An 18,823-nucleotide genomic window follows, 5' to 3' on the forward strand; every position below is an offset into this window, starting at 1 on the left:
GGTATATCGCGGATTCGCCCGGCCAAGTCAACAGAAATGGCTGCTCAGCGCCACAGATTACGCGCCTGACCGACTGTCAGCTGCCGGCCCTCGCCTGGTTGTCCCGGATTGCGCGACAAAAGCGGCGCGGGACGCGGATCGTTGCCGATATGAACCCCGCGCGCGCGGTTGTGCGGATGATGCGGAGCCTCATCCATCGTCAGGACGGGTGCTGCGCAGGCATCTGTTCCCTCAAGCTCGGCTGCCCAGTCATCACGGCTGCGGGAGGCGATGCGTGCCGCCAGTATCTCGCGCAGCGCCACCCAATTTGCAGGATCAGCGCGGTCTGGCAGATCAACCCCGGCCAGACCCAGGCGCCGGATCAGCTCGGCCCAGAACTGTGGCTCTATGGCGCCAACGGCCAGAAAACCACCGCAGGCGCAGCGATAGCAGGTGTAGTAAGGTGCGCCACCGTCCAAAAGATTCGCCTGCCGTTCGACCTGCCAAAGACCGTTTACCCTTAGCCCGGTGATCATCGCCATCAGATGCGCGACGCCATCGGTGATCGCGGCATCGACGACCTGCCCCTTGCCCGTCTCACGCGCGGCAAGAATCGCGGCCAGCATACCGGCCACCAGATACATTGAGCCCGCAGCAAAATCCCCGATCAGGTTCAGCGGCGGGACCGGATGGTTCCTGGGCCCGATAGCAGCAAGCGCGCCGGTGATCGCCAGATAGGTCAGGTCGTGACCAGCGGTGTGTGCCAGCGGCCCGCTTTGCCCCCAGCCGGTCATGCGGCCATAGACAAGGCGTGGGTTTGCAGAGAAATCCTCTGGCCCCAGGCCCAGCCGCTCCATGACGCCGGGGCGCATGCCCTCGATCACAGCATCGGCGCGCAGAATCAGATCGCGCGCCAGATCTCGGCCTTGGGCGGATTTCAGGTCCAGCTCCAGCCAGTCGCGCCCGCGGTCTAGGACGTCCCGGCTTAGCGGAAAAATCTGCGGCGAACCGGGCCGCGCGATCCGCACGACCTGCGCGCCATGATCGGCAAACCACATTGCGGCAAAGGGCGTCGGACCGATGCCCGCGATTTCGACAATACGCAGGCGGGACAGCGCACCGGTCATGCCGATACCTCATCGCAGAGGCAAGACATTGAATACAAAGGGGAATGGTGGGCGGTGAGGGACTCGAACCCCCGACATTCTCGGTGTAAACGAGACGCTCTACCAACTGAGCTAACCGCCCCCGCGCAGGCTGATAGCGCGTTCACGCCGTCCTTGGCAAGCCGCATCATTTACGCAGCCGCGCAATCAGCGAAGAAGTGTCCCAGCGCCCGCCGCCCATGTTCTGCACTTCCTTGTAGAACTGGTCGACCAGAGCTGTCACCGGCAGGGTCGCGCCGGTCTCATCGGCAGTGGCAAGACAGATGCCCAGATCCTTGCGCATCCAGTCCACAGCAAATCCAAAGTCAAAGCGGTTCTCGGCCATGGTCTGATACCGGTTCTGCATCTGCCAGCTGCCCGCAGCACCCTGACTGATCACCTCGACCACCCCGGGGATCGACAGCCCGGCCTTTTCAGCAAAATGCAGCGATTCCGACAGCGCCTGCACCAGCCCTGCGATGGCGATCTGGTTGCACATTTTGGTGAGCTGGCCCGCGCCCGAGGGGCCCATAAGCTTACAGATCTTGGCATAGGCGGCAATCACCGGCTCGGCCCGGCCATAGTCATCCTCGCTACCGCCGCACATGACCGAAAGCTGGCCGTTCTCGGCCCCGGCCTGACCGCCCGAAACCGGAGCGTCGACGAAGCCCAGCCCCGCCTCAGCGGCATGGGCCGCAAGCTCACGCGTGACCGCCGCCGAAACCGTCGTGTGATCGACAAAGATCGCACCCTTGCTCATACCTGCGAAGGCCCCGGCTTCGCCAAGACAAACCTGACGCAGGTCGTCGTCATTCCCGACGCAGGCCATGACGAATTCAGCCCCTTCGGCAGCTTCTTTGGCCGAGACAGCGCGGCTGCCCTTGTGGCGCGCGACCCAGGCCTCGGCCTTGGCGGGGCTGCGGTTCCAGACCGTCACATCATGGCCCGCCGCTGCAAGATGCCCGGCCATGGGAAAGCCCATCACCCCCAACCCCAGAAACGCCACCTTTGCCATCAATTTTCTCCCTCGCATCGAAAGGCGCGTTGATCCGGCCCGCGCCCTGCCCTATTCACCCCGATGAATTTCATCACCCGGCGCGGGGGTCAACCTCTCGCGCCCAAGTTCGGGCTGCGCCTCTTCATGGTGACACTTTTCCGCTGGCTTGTGCGCCTGACCGTCGGGATGATCCTGCTAACGCTCGCCTTCGTGGTGCTGGCCTGGTATTTCGCCATCCGGTCGCTGCCCGACTACGATGGCACCTATGTCGTGCAGGGTATCTCGGCCCCGGTCGAAATCGTGCGCACGACCGAGGACGTGCCGCATATCTTTGGCAAAAGCGACCGCGACGTCTTTTTTGCGCTTGGGCTTGCCCATGCTCAGGACCGGCTGTTCCAGATGACCGTGCTGCGCCGCGCCGCCCAAGGCAGGCTGGCCGAGATCTATGGTATGGGCGCCCTGCCCGCTGACGATCTGGCACGCCGGCTCGGGATCTATCGCAATGCCCGCGCCTCGCTTCAGGCCCAGGACCCCGAGGTGACCGAAGTCCTGCGCGCCTATTCCGACGGCGTGAATGCCTGGATCCAGCAGATCAATCTTGGCGCACGTGGTCGCGGAGCACCCGAATTCTTTTTGTTCCCCGACGATATCGCCTATTGGGAGCCCGCAGATTCGCTGGCGATCCTCAAGCTGCTCGCGGCGTCTTCGACCGTACAGGTCCGCCGCGAGGTACTGCGTGCAAGGCTGTCGCTCGCCGCACCCGAGCGTGGACAGGATATGGTCGCCATGCCGGGCGAGCCGCCCATGCCGGATTATGCCTCGCTTTTCCCCGGCACGCGCTTTACCGCCCCGAAACGCGGGACCGATACGCCGGACTGGACGACGGCGCTTGCAGGCTATCTGTCGCCCTCGCTCGGGGCATCGGCCAATGGGTTTGCAGCGGCAGCACGGCGCACGGCGGCCGGGGGCGCGCTGCTTGCCAATGATCCTCAGTTTCCGCTGACCGCACCGGGGCTTTGGTACCTGGCGCGGCTTGAGCTTGGTTCAGGCGGGGTGATCGGTGGCACCATCCCCGGCATTCCGGCTGTTCTTTCCGGGCGTAACACCCGCCTCGCATGGGGGGTTACCCCGGCACAGATCGACGATCAGGACATCTTTATCGAAGAGGTTCAGCCCGGCGATCCCAACCGTTATCGGGGCCCACAGGGCTGGACCGCATTTTCGACCCGCCGCGAGATCCTGCGTGTCCGCGGCGCCGAGCCGCAAACCATCACCATGCGCGAGACCGAGAATGGGCCGGTAATCCCCGCCTCGCATCTTGGCATCGGAACCATCCTGCCGCCCGGCCACGTCGCAGTCCTGTCCTGGACCGGAGCCTTTGGCGAAGATCGCAGCATGACCGCGCTGATCGGGCTGATGCAGGCGCAGGACCGGCAGGCAGCCGCAACCACTTTGCGCAATATGGTAGCTCCGGCGCTGACCGTTACGCTTGCCGATGGTAATGGTGTGGGGCAAGTCCTTGTCGGCGCCGTGCCGCAGCGCCCCTCGGTTCATCAGACGGGGGGGCGGATGCCCGCACCCGGCTGGATTGTTCAGAACCGGTGGCAGGGCATTGCGCCTGCCCCTGCAGAGCTGACCGATCTTGCCCCCGAAAGCGGCATCGTTGCTGCCACGGGTGCGGCACTGCCAGGCATGACGGGCCTGGGCTATGACTGGGCCGACCGTTTCCGGCTGGACCGGCTGCGTCTTCTTATCAACTCGCGCGAGGTGCATTCCCGCGACAGTTTCATCGCCGCCCAGAACGATATCGTCAGTCCGGTTGCCCGCGCGCTTTTACCGCTGGTGGGCGCCGAGCTGTGGTTCACCGAAGAGCCCGCAGCCCAGGGCACGCCCGAACGGCTGCGTCAGGACGCCCTCGCCCTGCTTGCAAATTGGGACGGCGCGATGAGCGAGCATCTGCCCGAGCCGCTGATCTATGTTGCATGGATGCGCGCCTTGCAGGACCGGCTGGTCCGGGATGATCTTGGCCCGCTTGCCGACGATCTGAACGAGCTTTTTCCCGAATTCATCGACCGGGTGTTTCGCAATATCGACGGCGCGGCCGTCTGGTGCGATATCCGCCAGTCCGCACCGGTCGAAACCTGCACGCAAATCGCCCGGCAGGCGCTTGACGCAGCCCTGCTGGATCTGGTCGCCCGTTTCGGCCCGGATCTGGCAAGCTGGCGCTGGGGGGACCTGCACCGCGCCCGCCACGTTCATCCGGCGCTGGGGGATATGCGTGGCATTTCCTATATCGTGAACCTGATCCAGCCGACCTCGGGCGGAGAGGCGACGATTGCGCAGGCGGGCTTTCTTGGCACCGGCCGCAACCCCTGGCTGAACGTGACCGGCGCGACTTATCGCGGCGTCTATGATCTTGCCGACCCGGACAGCTCGGTCTTTATCATCTCGACCGGTCAGTCGGGACATCCCTTCTCGCGCCATTATGACGACATGGCCGAGCTGTGGCGACGCGGTGAATATGTGGTCATGTCGCTGGACCCTGCCCTTGCCCGGGCGGCGGCGGCGGGCATCACCCATCTGCAACCGGCAGGGGACTAGGGGCTTGCATCCTGCGCCCGGCCGGGCTTCCCTGCCAGGGAAACGATCAAAGGGGTAATCATGGCGCGCAAGATCATCATCGACACCGATCCCGGACAGGACGACGCCGTCGCCATCCTGCTGGCCTTGGCCAGTCCCGAGCTTGAGGTTCTGGGTCTCAGCGTCGTCGCAGGCAACGTCCCGTTGCATCATACCGAGCGGAATGCACGTATGCTCTGCGAACTTGCAGGCCGGCCGGATCTGCCAGTCTATGCCGGCTGCGACGCGCCTTTGCAGCGCAAGCTGGTCACGGCCGAACATGTCCATGGCAAGACCGGTCTTGACGGCGTCACCCTGCCCGAGCCGACCATGCCGCTTGCCCCCGGCCATGCCGTCGATTTCCTGATCGAGACCCTGCGCCGCGAAGAGCCGGGCACCGTCACGCTGGTTCCGATCGGTCCCCTGACGAATATCGCCGCCGCTTTCCAGCGCGCGCCCGATATCATCCCGCGCGTGCAGGAAATCGTGCTGATGGGCGGCGCCTATTTTGAGGTCGGCAACGTCACTCCCACCGCCGAATTCAACATCTATGTCGACCCCGAGGCCGCCAAGATCGTGTTCGCCAGCGGTGCGCCCCTGACGGTCATGCCGCTTGACGTCACCCATCGCGTGCTGACCAGCCGCCCTTGGGTGGAAACCATGCGCGCAATGGGCCGCGTCGGCCAGGCGGTCGCCAGCTGGACCGACTTCTTTGAACGGTTCGACCGTGAAAAATACGGCAGCGAAGGCGCACCGCTGCACGATCCCTGTACCATCGCATGGCTGCTGAAACCCGATCTGTTCAGCGGCCGCTTCATCAATGTCGAGATCGAGACGCAGGGTGAATTCACCCAAGGCATGACCGTCGCCGACTGGTGGCGGGTCAGCGGTCGTACGCCAAACGCAACCTTCATCCGCGACGTGCAGTCCGATGCCTTCTTTGCACTGCTGACCGAACGGATCGGCAATCTCGACCGTCAGGTCGGCCAGGCCCGCTCTTTTTGATCCGGCTGCCTGGGGCGGCCAGAATTACTGCCCCGATTGCTCGGCAGCCGGCTCGGTCGGCTGATCGGGCTGAGCATTGGTTGTCGACGCAGCGGGCGCAGCATCGGGTTTCTCTTCCGCATCAGGCTGGACAGGACCAGCGCCGATCTCACGGTCTATCCGAGCGATAAGGTCGTCGGTCACGTCGATGGATTGCGAAGCGACAAAGATTGCGCGGTGCTCCAGAACCACCACCGCACCCCTTTCGCGCATCAGCGACGCAAGGATCGGCAGCGCAGTGTCCAGGAAAGCTCGCCGCTCTTCTTCGGCCTCAATCTGCAACGCGCGCACTTCGGTATCCCGTTCGCGGCGAACCTCAACAACACGCTTATCGAACTCATCAGCGCGCTTGCGAAACTCATCAGGCGGCAGCGTCCGGCGCAAAGCGGTCAGCTCTTGCTCTTCCGAGGCGAATTGCTCGGCCAGCCGATCATTCTCGGCCGCAATTTCGCGTCGGCGCTGTTCGATCTCTTCCTGCACGCGCTGTCCCCATTGCGAGCGCGCGTATAGCATGTCCTGATCAATGGTCAGGACTGGCAGCACAGCCTGACCATTCGGCAGCGGAGCTTCGACGACGATCGGCATCACCGGCCGTTCGGTTCCATCGTTCATCGTCGGCAGGGGCTGGGCCAGCGCGGCAGAGCCCACCGCCAGAACGGCGGTGGCAACCGATGCCGCGATGCCCTGTTTGTCCACCATCAGAACTTGGTCGAAATGGTCAGGTCAAAGGACTGTTCTTCGTCATAGTCCTCTTTCTTCAGCGCCTTGGCAAAGTTAAAGCGCAGCGGACCAATAGGCGTCGTCCAGAAGATCGAGGCCCCGACCGAAGCGCGGATCTTCATGCTGTCATCCACCTCGGTTTCATTCGCACCGATACGGTTGTCGAGCCCCCAGACCGAGCCGGCATCGGCGAAAAGACCGCCGGTGATGCCGTATTCTTCGGGCAGACCCAGCGGGAATTGCAGTTCGGTGCGCAGCGCCCAGAAATAGTTGCCCCCCAGCGCGTCCTGGTTCGGTGCCTCAAGGTCGCGCGGACCAAAGCCGTTCGGCTCAAACCCGCGGATCTTGCTGTTCCCGGTAAAGCGGCTCATGAACCGGCTGTTCTGATCGTCCAGCATATGGACGGCCCCCGCCTCGAACTCGGCCAGCATGGTCACGCTGGGACGCCAGGCCCGGCTTTCGATCCCGGCATAAAGTGTGCTGGTGACGGATTTCACATCCCCGCCCACACCGGCAAAATCCTGACTGAACCGCAGCCGATAGCTGGTCAGCGGATCAAGACCGGCGATGCGGCTGTCATAGCTGTAGGTATAACCAAGCGCCGAGGTGAAGAAGCCGCCCTGCTCGCTGAAGAGAATGGGCGATGAGCCGACGACCTCGCCGCTTTCGGGATCGACATGAGGCGGTTCAACGTCGAACAGCGTATCCTTGCTAAGCTTGTAACGCAGCTCAAGCCTGCCGTTTTCCGAAATCGGGAACTCGATCCCCGTCAGCAGACCGACGGTCCGGGTATTATAGTCCGAATTCAGCCGGTCAGTGGTGTTGTACCACAGCTGGGCCCGCGCCTTAAGGTTGCGGCCAAGGAAATACGGCTCGACAAAGGTCAGGCCCGAGCTTTTCGTCCCCGAGCCGGTCGCAAATGACAGATCGACCTGCTGACCACGGCCAAGGAAGTTCTTTTCGGACAGCGAAGCGTTGAAGCCAACGCCCGAATTCACGCCGTAGCTGACACCAAAGTTCAGGCTGCCGGTCGGCTGTTCTTCTACGTTCACGTCAACGACGACCTGTTCGGGCGACGAGCCGGGACGGCTTTCGGCCTGAACGTCCGAGAAATAGCCAAGCGCGCGCAGCCGTTCAGCCGAATTGCGGATCTCACGCGGGTTAAAGGGGTCGCCTTCGACCGTAGAGAACTGACGGCGGATCACCTCGTCCAGCGTGGTGGTGTTACCCTCGATGTCGATACGCTCGACAAAGACGCGCGGGCCGCGTGTCAGGGCAAAGGTCAGGTCCAGCGTCTGGTTGCGCTCATTGCGGGTGACGCGCGGCTCGATGCTGACAAAGTTCAGCCCCTTGCGCAGCGCCAGCGCCTCCATGCGGCGAATCGTGGTTTCGATGATCGTGGGGTTATAGACCTCGCCCCGACGAACACGGTTCTGCTGCTGGAACTCGGCCGCATCCACGCCGGGGACTTCGCTGATCGTGGTGATATTGCCAAAAGTATAACGCGGGCCTTCATAGATCTGGAAGGTGATGTAGAAGGCATCCCGTTCGCGTGCGAGTTCGGGGGCAACGGCCTGAACGCGGAAATCGGCATAGCCGCGCGAGCGGTAAAAATCGGTCAGCAGCTTTTCATCGACCGGCACACGGTCGGGGGCAAAGGTGTCGCGGCGGATAAAGGTGCGCAACATGCCCGCCTGCTTGGTTTGCAGAACGTTGCGCAGCCGGCGGTCCGAAAATGCGCGGTTGCCGACAAAGCCGATACGCTCGATCTCGGTCACATCGCCTTCGCGGATCTCAAAGACCAGATCGACGCGATTGCCGCTGCGGCGGATGATGCGCGGATCGACCCGGGCGGCCAGACGCCCCTGCGAGGCATAGACTTGGCTGATCGCGGCGGCGTCTGCCTCGGCCTGGGCTGGCGAATAGACGCGGCGTGACTGCGATTTGACAATCTCGGACAAATTCGCATCCTTGAGACGCTTGTTGCCTTCGAATGCGATTGTGTTGATGGTCGGATATTCGGCGACCCTGACGACCAGCGTCCCGCCCGAGGGCACCAGCTCGACGCTTTCAAACAGGCCCGAACTCTGCAGCCGTTGTAGAGCGTCGTTCAGGGTCCCGGCGGATACGTCCTGGCCGCGCGGAAGATCCAGATAAGACAGGATCGTCTGTGGCTCGATTCGCTGGTTTCCTTCGATGCGCACATTGCTGAAGACATAGGCTGCGACTGGGGTTGCCCCCATTCCTACCGGCACAGCCACCGCCAGCGCCGAGATCAGCGCCAGCGCGCCCTTGCCGAGTTTCCTGTCCGTCATCGCCGCCCCTCGCGAAAAATGCGTTGCCTGGCAGGTTGACCCCACCGGATTTGCCACGATGGATACAGCGAAGCATGCGCTACTGTCAAAAGGTCAGGGCCGATCAGGGGCAGAAAAGATCGTTGGTGAGGCCCAGCACCATCAGCGACAGGACCGCAGCAAGGCCCAGAGCGGACAGAATGTCCATCACCCGGTCCGACGGCCGCCGCCTTGTGACCGCCTCATAAAGATAGAACATCAGATGCCCGCCATCGAGCATCGGGACCGGCATCAGGTTCAGAAAACCGATGGCTGCCGACAGCACCGCGATCCACCAGATGAAGTTTCCGCCCCCCGCCGAGGCAGCCTGCGCCGTCGTCTCGGCAATCGAGATCGCGCCACCCAGATTACAGCTGCCGATCTGACCAGTAATCATCGCCCACAGTCCCGAAACCGACGAGGCAATGATATCCCAGGTGCGGCTGACACCGATGCCGGCAGCCTCACCCAGACCAGCGGGTCGGGTCGCGGGATCAAAATAAGTGCCGGCGCCAGTGACGCCGATCAGCCAGCGCCGGGTATAACCATCCTCGGTTGGCAAGTCCTGCTCACGCGCGGCAAGGGTATAGTCCGCAACGCCCGCGCCCTCGCGCCAGACCTTCAGCAGCACCGGACGCCCGCCAGCCTTGGCAACATGTTCGCGCAATTCGTCAAACCGGAATACGGGCGCACCGTCGATCGCCAGAATCACATCGCCCGGCTTCAGCCCCGCCGCCACAGCCGCGCTGCGCGGAGCAACCCCCGCAATCAGCGGCGGCATCGGATCAGGACCTGATACAGTGATCCGGGTCCCGTCCCGTTCGACCGTCCAGTCATGACTTTCACGCGCCGGCAGCTCTGCAGCCAACCGGCCAAGATCGCGCCAGTCAGAGACGGGCGCACCATCCACTGCAACCACCCGGTCGCCGGTCTGCAATTGCATCTCGACCCCGGGCGGGGTCGGATGCAGGCGGCCGACCCGCACCTCATCGACCGGCAGCCCCTGCCAGATCGCCATTCCAGCAAAAACCAAAACTGCCAGAATAAAGTTAAACACCGGCCCCGCAGCGACAGTGGCAAATCGCGCCCAAAGCGGTGCTCCGGTCAGGCTTTGACGGGTCCGGGCAGGATCAACGGGCACCGATCCGGCGCTCGCAGCGTCAGCATCGCCCAGAAAGCGCACATAGCCACCCAAGGGAATCGCCGCGATCTGCCACAGCGTCCCCCGTTTGTCGCGGCGGGAAACCAGCCTTGGACCGAAACCCAATGAAAAGACCTCGGCCCGGATACCCGAAAGACGCGCGACGATATAATGGCCGTATTCATGCACAGTCACGATGATCGACAGCGCCACGATAAAAGAGGCCGCCGTCCATAGAAAACCGCCCAGCATGTCCAAAAGCACGCTCATGCTGCCCCCTGCCATTGCGCAGCGGCACGGCGCGCGAAACCGTCCCAATGCAGCACTTCTTCCAGGTCGCGCGGGCTTTGGGAAAAGCCGGATTCGCGGGCGGCAAGTGCCAGCGCATGTTCAACCGCCGGAGCCATTTCGGTAAAGCGGATGCGGCCTGCAATGAAATCGTCCAGCGCCTGCTCTTTTGCGGCATTCAGAACCGCCCCCGCCGCGCCGCCCGCCGAAATCGCCTCGCGCGCCAGACGCAAAGCGGGCCAGCGGGCCTCATCAGGCTCGGCAAAAGTCAGGCTGCCGACTGCGGCCAGATCCAACGCAGGCACCGGCAAGGCCGCGCGTGCAGGCCAGTTCAGCGCGTAACCGATTGCATGGCGCATGTCCGGCGCACCCATATGCGCAATCGAACCGCCGTCGCGATGCGTCACCATGGCATGCACGATGGATTGCGGATGCACGAGCACGCGCAAGCGATCAATGCCCAGCCCAAAGAATTCATGAGCTTCAATGACTTCCAGCGCCTTATTGAACATACTTGCGCTGTCGATAGTGATGCGCTGGCCCATTGACCAATTCGGATGGCAACTCGCCTCGGCCACGGTTGCCTGCGCCAGACGCTCAAGCGGCCAGTCCCGGAACGCCCCGCCCGAGGCAGTGATCGTCACATGCCTGACAGTTTCAAGGTTTTCTCCCTGAAGCGCCTGAAAAATCGCGGAATGTTCAGAATCAACAGGCAGGATCTGCGCGCGCCTGTCCTGTGCCCGCGCCATCACAAGCGGACCCGCAGCGACCAGCGTTTCCTTATTCGCCAGCGCAAGGGTGCCGCCCCGGTCCAGCACTGCAAGGCCGGGCGGCAGACCCGCCGCACCCACGATAGCCGAAAGCGTCCAGTCCGCCGGACGAGCGGCAGCCTCGGCCACGGCAGCTGTACCCGCCGCCGCCTCGATCCCGCTACCGGCAAGGGCGGAACGCAGCTCATCCAACCGCTCGGGCCACGCGGTCACGGCAATCTCGGCCTTCAGTGCCCGCGCCATCTCGGCCAAACGGGCGATATTGGCGCCGCCGGTCAGGGCAATGGTGCGAAAGCTCTGCGCGCCTCCGGCCCGCATAAGCAGATCGAATGCGCTTTCACCGACCGACCCGGTCGCGCCCAGCACCGATATGCTGCGCATCCTTCAGCCTCCGATCACTGGCAACAGATTGGCAATCAACAGCAAAAGCGCCACGAGCAGGCTGCCCGACATGGCATCGAACCGGTCCATAAAGCCGCCATGGCCCGGGATCAGGTCCGAGCTGTCCTTGACCCCCACACGACGCTTGAGCCAGCTTTCAGCGATATCGCCGAACTGCCCGGCAACCGCAAGCAGCGGCCCAAGAATCACCACCGGCCACGACGCCTGCCCCACGATCATCAGGATCAACGCCAGCACAAAGGCGCCAAGCCAGCCGGCGACGGTACCGCTCCAGGTCTTTTTGGGGCTGATCGCAGGCCAAAAGCGGGGGCCGCCAATGCGGCGGCCGACAAAATAACCCAGCACGTCGGAAAGGACCACGGTCCCGACGATCCATGCCAGTGTCGGCAGACCCATCACCTCGCGGATCACGACCAGTGCATAGCCAGCGCCGAAAATTGCAAGCGTGAACATCAGATAGGCCGGGCGCTCATGCTCATGCGTACCGTGCCAGCCGGCAATCATCGGCACCAGAACAAGTGTCAGCGGCCAGTCACCTGGCAGCACCAGCATCGCAAGCATCACGAGACCCGAAAGGATCCCGATCAGCACCGGATGGCGCGGGCTATGAAACTCGGGGTGACGCCAGCCGGTCAGGCGGGCAAGTTCCCACATCATCAGCCCGACCACCAAAGCCGCACCGAAACGAATCCAGATCCCGGTCGAGATCAGCAGCACCAGCCCCACAACCGCCAGCGCCGCGCCCGAAAGCACGCGTGGCCAGAGATCGGCCCATTTGTCGCGGCCGCGCCTCAGGGCGCCACGCAAACGGCTCGGTTGTTGATCGGTGCTGTTCATGCCCCGCCAAAGCGCCGCTCGCGCATCCCGTAGCGATCCAGTATCTCTGCCAGATGTGCGGGGGTGAAATCCGGCCAAAGCGTCGAAGTGAATTCATATTCCGAATAAGCCGCCTGAAAAGGCAGGAAGTTCGAGGTCCGGGTCTCACCACTGGTGCGAATCACCAGATCCGGATCGGGATGACCGGCAGTATCCAGACAATCGGCAAAGTCGGCCTCGGTCGGATTCGAGACCTCACCCCGGGCGATACGCTCGGCCAGACGTGCCGACGCGCGGGTCAGTTCGTCCCGGCCACCGTAATTGATCGCAACCGTCAGATTCAAACGGGTATTGACGGCGGTGCGCGCCTCGATCCCCGCCATCAGACGCTGCAGTTTGGGCTCAAGCCGTTCACGCCCGCCAATAAAGCGCATACGCACACCCTCTGCGGACAGCGCATCAGCCTCACGCTCAATATAGCGGGCGAAAATGCCCATCAGGCCCAACACCTCTTCGGTCGAACGCTTCCAGTTTTCGGTCGAAAAAGCATAGACCGTCAGCCAGTTGACCCCGAGATCGGGACAGGCGCGGACGATCTGTTTGACGCGCTCGGCCCCGCGCCGATGCCCGACCAGACGCGGCCAGCCCCGGTTCTTGGCCCAGCGACCATTGCCGTCCATGATGATGGCGACATGACGGGGCCGCTGTCCCTGCCCTGAGGGCTTTGCAAGGCTGGCTGCGCTCTCGGCCATATGCGTCAGACCTGCATGATTTCGGCCTGTTTGGCCTCAAGCGCCTGATCCACGGCCGCAATCATCTTGTCGGTCAGCTCTTGCACGGCGGTTTCCCAGAACTTCTGGTCATCCTCGGACATGCCCGAGGCTTTGGCCTTTTTGATCTGGTCCATCCCGTCGCGGCGCACGTTGCGGATGGCAACACGGGCGTTTTCGGCATATTGCGCGGCCACGCGTGTCAGTTCCCGGCGGCGTTCCTCGTTAAGTTCGGGGATCGGCAGCATGATGATGGTGCCGTTGAGCTGGGGGTTAATGCCCAGACCCGATTCGCGGATAGCCTTTTCAGCTTTGCCGACCAGGGCCTTGTCCCAGATATTGATGGTCACCAGCCGCGGTTCGGGCACGTTCACCGTACCGATCTGGTTGATCGGTGTGAGTGAGCCATAGGCATCCACCATGATCGGTTCGACCATGGTGGCCGAAGCACGGCCAGTGCGCAGCGAGGAAAATTCATGGCGCAGGGACTCCATCGCGCCTTTCATGCGGCGTTCCAGGTCGTCGGTGTCGATCTCTATGTCGTCGGACATGCTCGGTCATGGCCTCTGTGTTGTGGTTTTCGCAGCTTTTAACCGAGCGACGCCCACATAGCAAAGCCTATGCAGCAATTTCAGCCGTGAACGCGCGTATAGGTGCCGCTGCCCGCCAGAATTCCGCGGAAGCCGCCGGGCTCATCCAGCGAAAAAACAATGATCGGCAAGTCGTTGTCCCGCGCCAGTGCAATGGCCGAGGCATCCATGACCCCCAGATGCTTTTGCAGGACTTCGTCATAAGTGACGTTATCATAGCGCTGAGCATCGGCGAATTTCTGCGGGTCCTTGTCATAGACGCCGTCAACCTTGGTGCCTTTGAAAATCGCCTCGCAGTTCATCTCATTGGCGCGCAAAGTCGCTGCGGTATCGGTGGTGAAATACGGGTTGCCCGTACCAGCGGCGAAAATGCAGACCCGTTTTTTCTCAAGATGGCGGATGGCGCGGCGACGGATATAGGGCTCGCAGACCTCGTCCATACGGATGGCCGAGATGACGCGGGTATGGATGCGCAGAGCCTCCATCGCGGCTTGCATCGCCAGCGCGTTCATCACCGTGGCAAGCATGCCCATATAGTCAGCGGTCGCGCGCTCCATTCCCTGTGCACTGCCTTGCAGTCCGCGGAAGATATTGCCGCCGCCGATGACCATGCAGATCTCGACGCCCATGTCGTGGACGGATTTGACCTCTTGCGCGATGCGGGCGACAGTCGGTGGGTGCAGACCGTAGCCTTGATCACCCATCAGCGCCTCCCCCGAAATTTTCAGCATGACGCGCGAGTATTTTCCGGGAGTCTTGGACGCGCTATCCGACATGGGTTCACCTTTTCGCGGCTGTTTCATCAGCGCGCAAAATGTCGCAAACAGGGCCCATGTTCAACCGCCGCCTTCCAAAGTCGCTATGACTGAGCGTCATCCCATCCTGAATGAGCTCGATCCCGGGCGTCATGTGCTGATCGCAGGCCCTACCGCCAGCGGCAAATCCGCGCTCGCACTGACAATTGCAGAACAGCAGGGCGGCATCGTCGTCAATGCCGATGCGCTGCAGGTCTGGTCATGCTGGAACCTGCTGACCGCCCGCCCCTCGCCCGAGGATGAGGCCCGCGCGCGCCATGTGCTTTACGGTCACATAACCCCTGATCGCGCCTATTCGGTCGGAGAATGGCTGGCCGAGGTCGCAGAGCTGATCAAAGCCCGTCAGACCCGGCTGATCATCGTCGGGGGTACCGGACTTTATCTCAGCACACTGACCCGGGGTCTGGCCGCGATTCCCCCGACCCCGCCCCGGATCCGCGCTCAGGCCGACCAGATCCTGCGCGAACCAGGCGGGCTGGCGCAGTTGGTCAGTGAGCTTGATCCGGCGACCCGCGCCCGGATCGACCTGCAAAACCCGGTGCGGGTCCAGCGCGCATGGGAGGTCTTGCAGGCGACAGGTCGCGGCATTGCCTTGTGGCAGGCCGAGACGCCACCGCCGCTGATCTCGCCCGAGGCAGCGCATCTTTTGGTCCTGCAGGCAGACCGCGACCGGCTGGCCGAACGTATTGCCCGACGCTTTCATCAGATGATCGCGCAAGGTGTGCTTGATGAGGTCCGTGCGGTCCTGCCCGACTGGAATCCCGGCGCGCTCTGGGCCAAAGCCATCGGCGCGCCCGAGCTTGTCGCCCACCTGCAAGGCCAGCTCAGCCTCGAAGAGGCAACTCGGCTCGCCATTATCGCCACCCGTCAATATGCCAAGTCGCAGCGCAGCTTTTTCCGGGGACGGATGCGGGACTGGCGCCGGATCGAAAGCAATATCTGAGCAGTGCCATTTCAACCTTTGCGATATTTATTAACCTTTTCGCAACTTTTCAGAAATATCGTTCGCACAACGACACGCGTGACAGAAACGGGATCTCTGGATGAAATTGTTGCAGGTTGCTCATGGCAAGCCAGCTTGGCGTTTCACTGAACCGCACGATCCGGTCGTGGCAAGGCTGCACGCCGCCGGCATCAACCTAGGAACGATCATGGACCCGGGGGAGCACGATCCGCGCCTCCCTCCGCTCGCCGGGCAGCCACCTGACCCCCAGTCACGGTAGGACCGACCGCCACCACCGAACCATCCGCACCCGCCGGATCACGCCTCAGGCGGGTGGGCTTGGCGAACCGGCCCACTCTCTCTCTGCTGCCCGCATGCGCCAGGGATAGCTTGCGCCTTATTCCTCTTGCTGGTCTGCATTGGGGCGGCCCGACACGGGTACACAGCGCGCCGCCTAATCCAAGTATGCGTGGCGACTATCGTACGTTGCACCCGATCAGGGGGCTCGGGACCAGGAGCGGCCGCGGGGCCTCCTTATTCCCGGAAACTACTCACTGAATCATGCACCAACTGTACCACCTGCTGCAGCCATGGCTGTTACAGGATGACAGGACGACAGTCGCAAGGACAAGGAGAATAAATTTTTTCATGCCAGCCACTTAACCGTCATACAGCAGCTTGTCCAGCCTGCCTCACCGGCGGGCTTTGATCTTTCCGCGCCATGATCGTGTGCTGCTGCCCGGCCGTACCGCCCTCATCCCCACCGACACCGTCTTTACCGCCAGACCGTCAGCCGATGTTGAGGGCATGGCACACCGATTCCACCCGGTTGTTGCCGGGACCTGACGCTACCGGCTATTTTCAACTGCTGTATGCTTACACCAGAGCTCTTGACGAAGGCGCTAATTGCTCTGGGCGCGAGCAACGATTCGGGGGATATCACGGCCTCATCTTGGTCGGGACCAATCACTACAACACTATTACGACCCGATGCGAGCCTGACCCATCGCAAAGCCACTATCACCGGGACAGCCAGCGCGCGCGTGCCGGCCGAGAAGCATCTCTCCCGCTCAGGGCTGCATCCCGATCAGGCGATATCTGAAATTCCGGGGCAACCAGACTGCGCGCTGACGGAGCTTGGCAGCAGCTGCTTGCGACAAGCGTGGCGTCGAAATCGCTATCCGGCACGGCTATAGCGGGTTGGGATATTTCATCCGCAGCTTGACCGCTGCCATCGGATGCAGGTTCGAAAACTATCGTGAGATGATGCGCCAAAAGCGCGCTGAAGAAACACCGGTCACGGTTTCCAGCGCACCGTCAGCGCAACCGTCAGCGCACAAGATGAGCCAAGCGTGGAAATCAGGCACCACCACATACGGTCGTCGCCTCGTTTTCCAAGGAAATGCAGAGAGACCAGCCCACCGTCAGCCTATGCGCTGTCCTCTGGCGATCGCCGCATATGGCTCAGCCCTGATCGCTCAGCGCATCGCCCTCATCCTCGTCATTGGCACGCTCGGTTTCGTCCCGCCCACGGAAACCTTGCGCAACAACAAATTTTTCCGAGGAATCCGAACGGCTTGCAGGCGGCTTTACATTCGCGACCTTGCTGAAATTACGCTTGAGCATGACCTGCATTTCAGCCTCGGCCCCGCCAGCCAGAACTTTGGCGACAAAGGTGCCACCGGGTTCGAGCACGTCAAAAGCCAACTGCGCTGCCGCCTCTACCAGCGCAACGATGCGCAGGTGATCGGTCGCCTTGTGTCCCGATGAGGCAGCCGCCATGTCCGACATCACCACATCGGCCCGACCGCCCAGCCAAGCCTTGACCAGATCGTCCGCGCCATCCGACAGAAAGTCCAGTTGGTGAATCTCGGCGCCCGGAATGGGATCGACCTCTTGCAGATCGACTCCAAGCACCCGGCCCACCTTTTTGCCGGACCGGTCGCCAAGGGCGTTCACCCGTGAAACCGCGACCTGACACCAGCCTCCGGGCGCACAGCCCAGATCGACCACCCGCGCGCCGGGGACAAGAAAGCCGAACTTGTCGTCAAGCTCGATGATCTTATAGGCAGCGCGGCCACGATAGCCCTCGCGCTTGGCGCGGGCGACATAAGGGTCGTTCAGCTGCCGCTCAAGCCAAAGCGTGCTGGAAAGCTTGCGCCCCTTGGCGGATTTCACCCGCACCCGCAATTCACGCTGCCCGCGGCCCGAGCTTTTGCGCCCTTCCCCCGGTTTTTTGTCCTGTGCCATCTTATGCTACCCCGTTCAAACCATCCGGGGCCAGCACCCCATCCTTGACCATCTGCGCGTATAGCAACCCTTCGCGCAGGCCGCGATCAGCGACCGACAAACGCGTCGTTGGCCAGACCCGCATCAGCGTCTGCAAGATCGCCGCCCCGGACATGATCAGCGCATGCCGCTCGCGCCCGATTCGGGGATCGGCGCGGCGGCCGTCCGGCCCCAGGGACAGATAGTCCCGGATCACCCTGTCGATCTGTGCCGAGGTCATGATCAGCCCATCCACCTTGGTCCGGTCATAGCGACGCAAGCCCAGATGGCTGGCAGCAACCGTAGTGACCGTGCCCGAAGTGCCGATGATCTGGAAGCCGTCCTCCATGGTCGAGGCCAGCGAATAGGGCGCGAAATCCGCCAGCATCTCTTCGAAATGCCAGGACATCAGCGCGAAACGACCCTGATCATCCTCGACATCCTCGAACTGGTCACGCAGCGTCGCCACGCCAAGGGGCACGCTGATCCAGTCAACAACCCGCGCGCCCCCGGGCCGCGAGTCCCGAAACCCGTTGCCCAGCTGCATGATCGCACGGGGCCGCTCTTTCGGCTCGACATCCTCAAGGTCGATCCAGACCAGTTCAGTCGAGCCGCCCCCGATATCGACGACCAGCAATTGTTCGGTCCGCAGACAGACAAGCGGCGCGCATGAAATCACCGCAAGCCTCGCCTCTTCCTCGGCATCAATGATCTCGACCGGCAACCCGGTTTCACGCCGGATCATGCGTAGAAAATCGCGGCTGTTGCGGGCCCTTCGACAGGCCTCGGTCGCGACAAGACGCATGCGCGTGACCTTATGCGCCTCAAGCTTGCGCCGGCACACCTGCAAGGCATGAACCGTCCGCGCCATGGATGAGCGCGACAGCCTGCCTGACGCCTCGAGGCCCTGGCCCAGCTGGACCGGCTTCGAGAAGCTGTCAACCACCTGAAACTGACTGCCCGCAGGGCGGGCAATCAGCATCCGGCAGCTGTTCGTGCCAAGATCCAAAGCCGCATAAAGCGGCCCGTCCTCGGCCGGGCGGGTGGCGAAAGGCTCGACCGTTTTTCTCGGGAACGCGTCCGCACCCGCAGGACGCCTGGGCGTCATGGTCACGCCCTCCGATATCAAGTTGAACCAAAAGTAACCTGCCCCCGGCAGGCGTTCAAGGGGGCGTGCCTCTCG

The 18,823-nt window shown here is 62.8% G+C and carries 16 protein-coding genes and 1 tRNA gene; 3 read left to right on the forward strand and 14 right to left on the reverse strand.

Translation table 11 applies throughout. From position 1 onward, the window contains the following. Positions 1-44 precede the first annotated feature (44 nt). From M511_RS08625 to M511_RS08635, 3 genes are all read right to left on the reverse strand, one after another. Positions 45-1,106, reverse strand: coding sequence for a CaiB/BaiF CoA transferase family protein (locus M511_RS08625; protein ID WP_010396715.1), 1,062 nt, complete (start codon positions 1,104-1,106; stop codon positions 45-47). Between the two features lie 45 nt (positions 1,107-1,151). Further along, positions 1,152-1,227, reverse strand: a tRNA-Val gene (locus M511_RS08630). Between the two features lie 45 nt (positions 1,228-1,272). Then, positions 1,273-2,157: an NAD(P)-dependent oxidoreductase gene (locus tag M511_RS08635; RefSeq protein WP_336245884.1), complete on the reverse strand. Its 885-nt coding sequence runs from the start codon at positions 2,155-2,157 to the stop codon at positions 1,273-1,275. Positions 2,158-2,265: 108 nt separating this feature from the next. Between M511_RS08635 and M511_RS08640 the strand changes: the two genes are divergently transcribed. Together M511_RS08640 and M511_RS08645 are read left to right on the forward strand one after the other, a co-directional pair. Then, on the forward strand, positions 2,266-4,722 hold the full coding sequence (locus M511_RS08640) for a penicillin acylase family protein (RefSeq protein WP_085501981.1): 2,457 nt from the start codon (positions 2,266-2,268) through the stop codon (positions 4,720-4,722). 60 nt (positions 4,723-4,782) lie between these two features. Continuing rightward, the gene (locus M511_RS08645; RefSeq protein ID WP_085501945.1) at positions 4,783-5,745 is read left to right on the forward strand and encodes a nucleoside hydrolase; all 963 of its coding nucleotides are present in this window, start codon (positions 4,783-4,785) and stop codon (positions 5,743-5,745) included. A gap of 24 nt (positions 5,746-5,769) precedes the next feature. Here M511_RS08645 and M511_RS08650 read toward each other — a convergent pair whose 3' ends face one another. From M511_RS08650 to pyrH, 8 genes are all read right to left on the reverse strand, one after another. Further along, complete coding sequence (locus M511_RS08650) at positions 5,770-6,483, reverse strand: OmpH/Skp family outer membrane protein (RefSeq protein WP_010396728.1); 714 nt, start codon at positions 6,481-6,483, stop codon at positions 5,770-5,772. Then, positions 6,483-8,819: an outer membrane protein assembly factor BamA gene (gene bamA / locus M511_RS08655; protein ID WP_085501946.1), complete on the reverse strand. Its 2,337-nt coding sequence runs from the start codon at positions 8,817-8,819 to the stop codon at positions 6,483-6,485. The genes M511_RS08650 and bamA overlap by 1 nt, the downstream gene beginning before the upstream one ends. 103 nt (positions 8,820-8,922) lie before the next feature. Then, entirely contained in the window at positions 8,923-10,248 is a 1,326-nt protein-coding gene (rseP, locus tag M511_RS08660; protein WP_085501947.1) for an RIP metalloprotease RseP, read from the reverse strand. Continuing rightward, on the reverse strand, positions 10,245-11,417 hold the full coding sequence (gene dxr / locus M511_RS08665; protein ID WP_085501948.1) for a 1-deoxy-D-xylulose-5-phosphate reductoisomerase: 1,173 nt from the start codon (positions 11,415-11,417) through the stop codon (positions 10,245-10,247). Before dxr ends, rseP begins: the two co-directional genes overlap by 4 nt. 3 nt (positions 11,418-11,420) lie before the next feature. Next, positions 11,421-12,275: a phosphatidate cytidylyltransferase gene (locus M511_RS08670; RefSeq protein ID WP_085501949.1), complete on the reverse strand. Its 855-nt coding sequence runs from the start codon at positions 12,273-12,275 to the stop codon at positions 11,421-11,423. Beyond that, positions 12,272-13,006, reverse strand: a complete 735-nt coding sequence (gene uppS, locus M511_RS08675) for a polyprenyl diphosphate synthase (protein ID WP_010396744.1) — start codon at positions 13,004-13,006, stop codon at positions 12,272-12,274. Before uppS ends, M511_RS08670 begins: the two co-directional genes overlap by 4 nt. Before the next feature lie 5 nt (positions 13,007-13,011). After that, positions 13,012-13,575 (reverse strand): ribosome recycling factor, encoded by a 564-nt coding sequence (gene frr / locus M511_RS08680; RefSeq protein WP_010396745.1) that lies wholly within the window; start codon positions 13,573-13,575, stop codon positions 13,012-13,014. An 80-nt stretch (positions 13,576-13,655) separates the two neighbouring features. Then, entirely contained in the window at positions 13,656-14,390 is a 735-nt protein-coding gene (gene pyrH, locus M511_RS08685) for a UMP kinase (protein ID WP_010396746.1), read from the reverse strand. 85 nt (positions 14,391-14,475) lie between these two features. Here pyrH and miaA point away from each other — a divergent pair, with 85 nt between their 5' ends. Continuing rightward, on the forward strand, positions 14,476-15,372 hold the full coding sequence (miaA, locus tag M511_RS08690) for a tRNA (adenosine(37)-N6)-dimethylallyltransferase MiaA (protein ID WP_029372134.1): 897 nt from the start codon (positions 14,476-14,478) through the stop codon (positions 15,370-15,372). Positions 15,373-15,923: 551 nt separating this feature from the next. Here miaA and M511_RS19650 read toward each other — a convergent pair. The 3 genes from M511_RS19650 to M511_RS08705 all read right to left on the reverse strand — a co-directional run bounded on the left by M511_RS19650 (position 15,924) and on the right by M511_RS08705 (position 18,748). Continuing rightward, entirely contained in the window at positions 15,924-16,022 is a 99-nt protein-coding gene (locus M511_RS19650) for a lipoprotein (protein WP_158004474.1), read from the reverse strand. Between the two features lie 814 nt (positions 16,023-16,836). After that, complete coding sequence (locus M511_RS08700) at positions 16,837-17,622, reverse strand: RlmE family RNA methyltransferase (RefSeq protein WP_010396751.1); 786 nt, start codon at positions 17,620-17,622, stop codon at positions 16,837-16,839. A gap of 1 nt (position 17,623) precedes the next feature. Then, positions 17,624-18,748, reverse strand: a complete 1,125-nt coding sequence (locus M511_RS08705; RefSeq protein WP_010396753.1) for a Ppx/GppA phosphatase family protein — start codon at positions 18,746-18,748, stop codon at positions 17,624-17,626. Between the last annotated feature and the right edge of the window lie 75 nt (positions 18,749-18,823).

This window comes from Paracoccus sp. J56 (assembly GCF_019633685.1).
GTDB lineage: Bacteria > Pseudomonadota > Alphaproteobacteria > Rhodobacterales > Rhodobacteraceae > Paracoccus > Paracoccus kondratievae.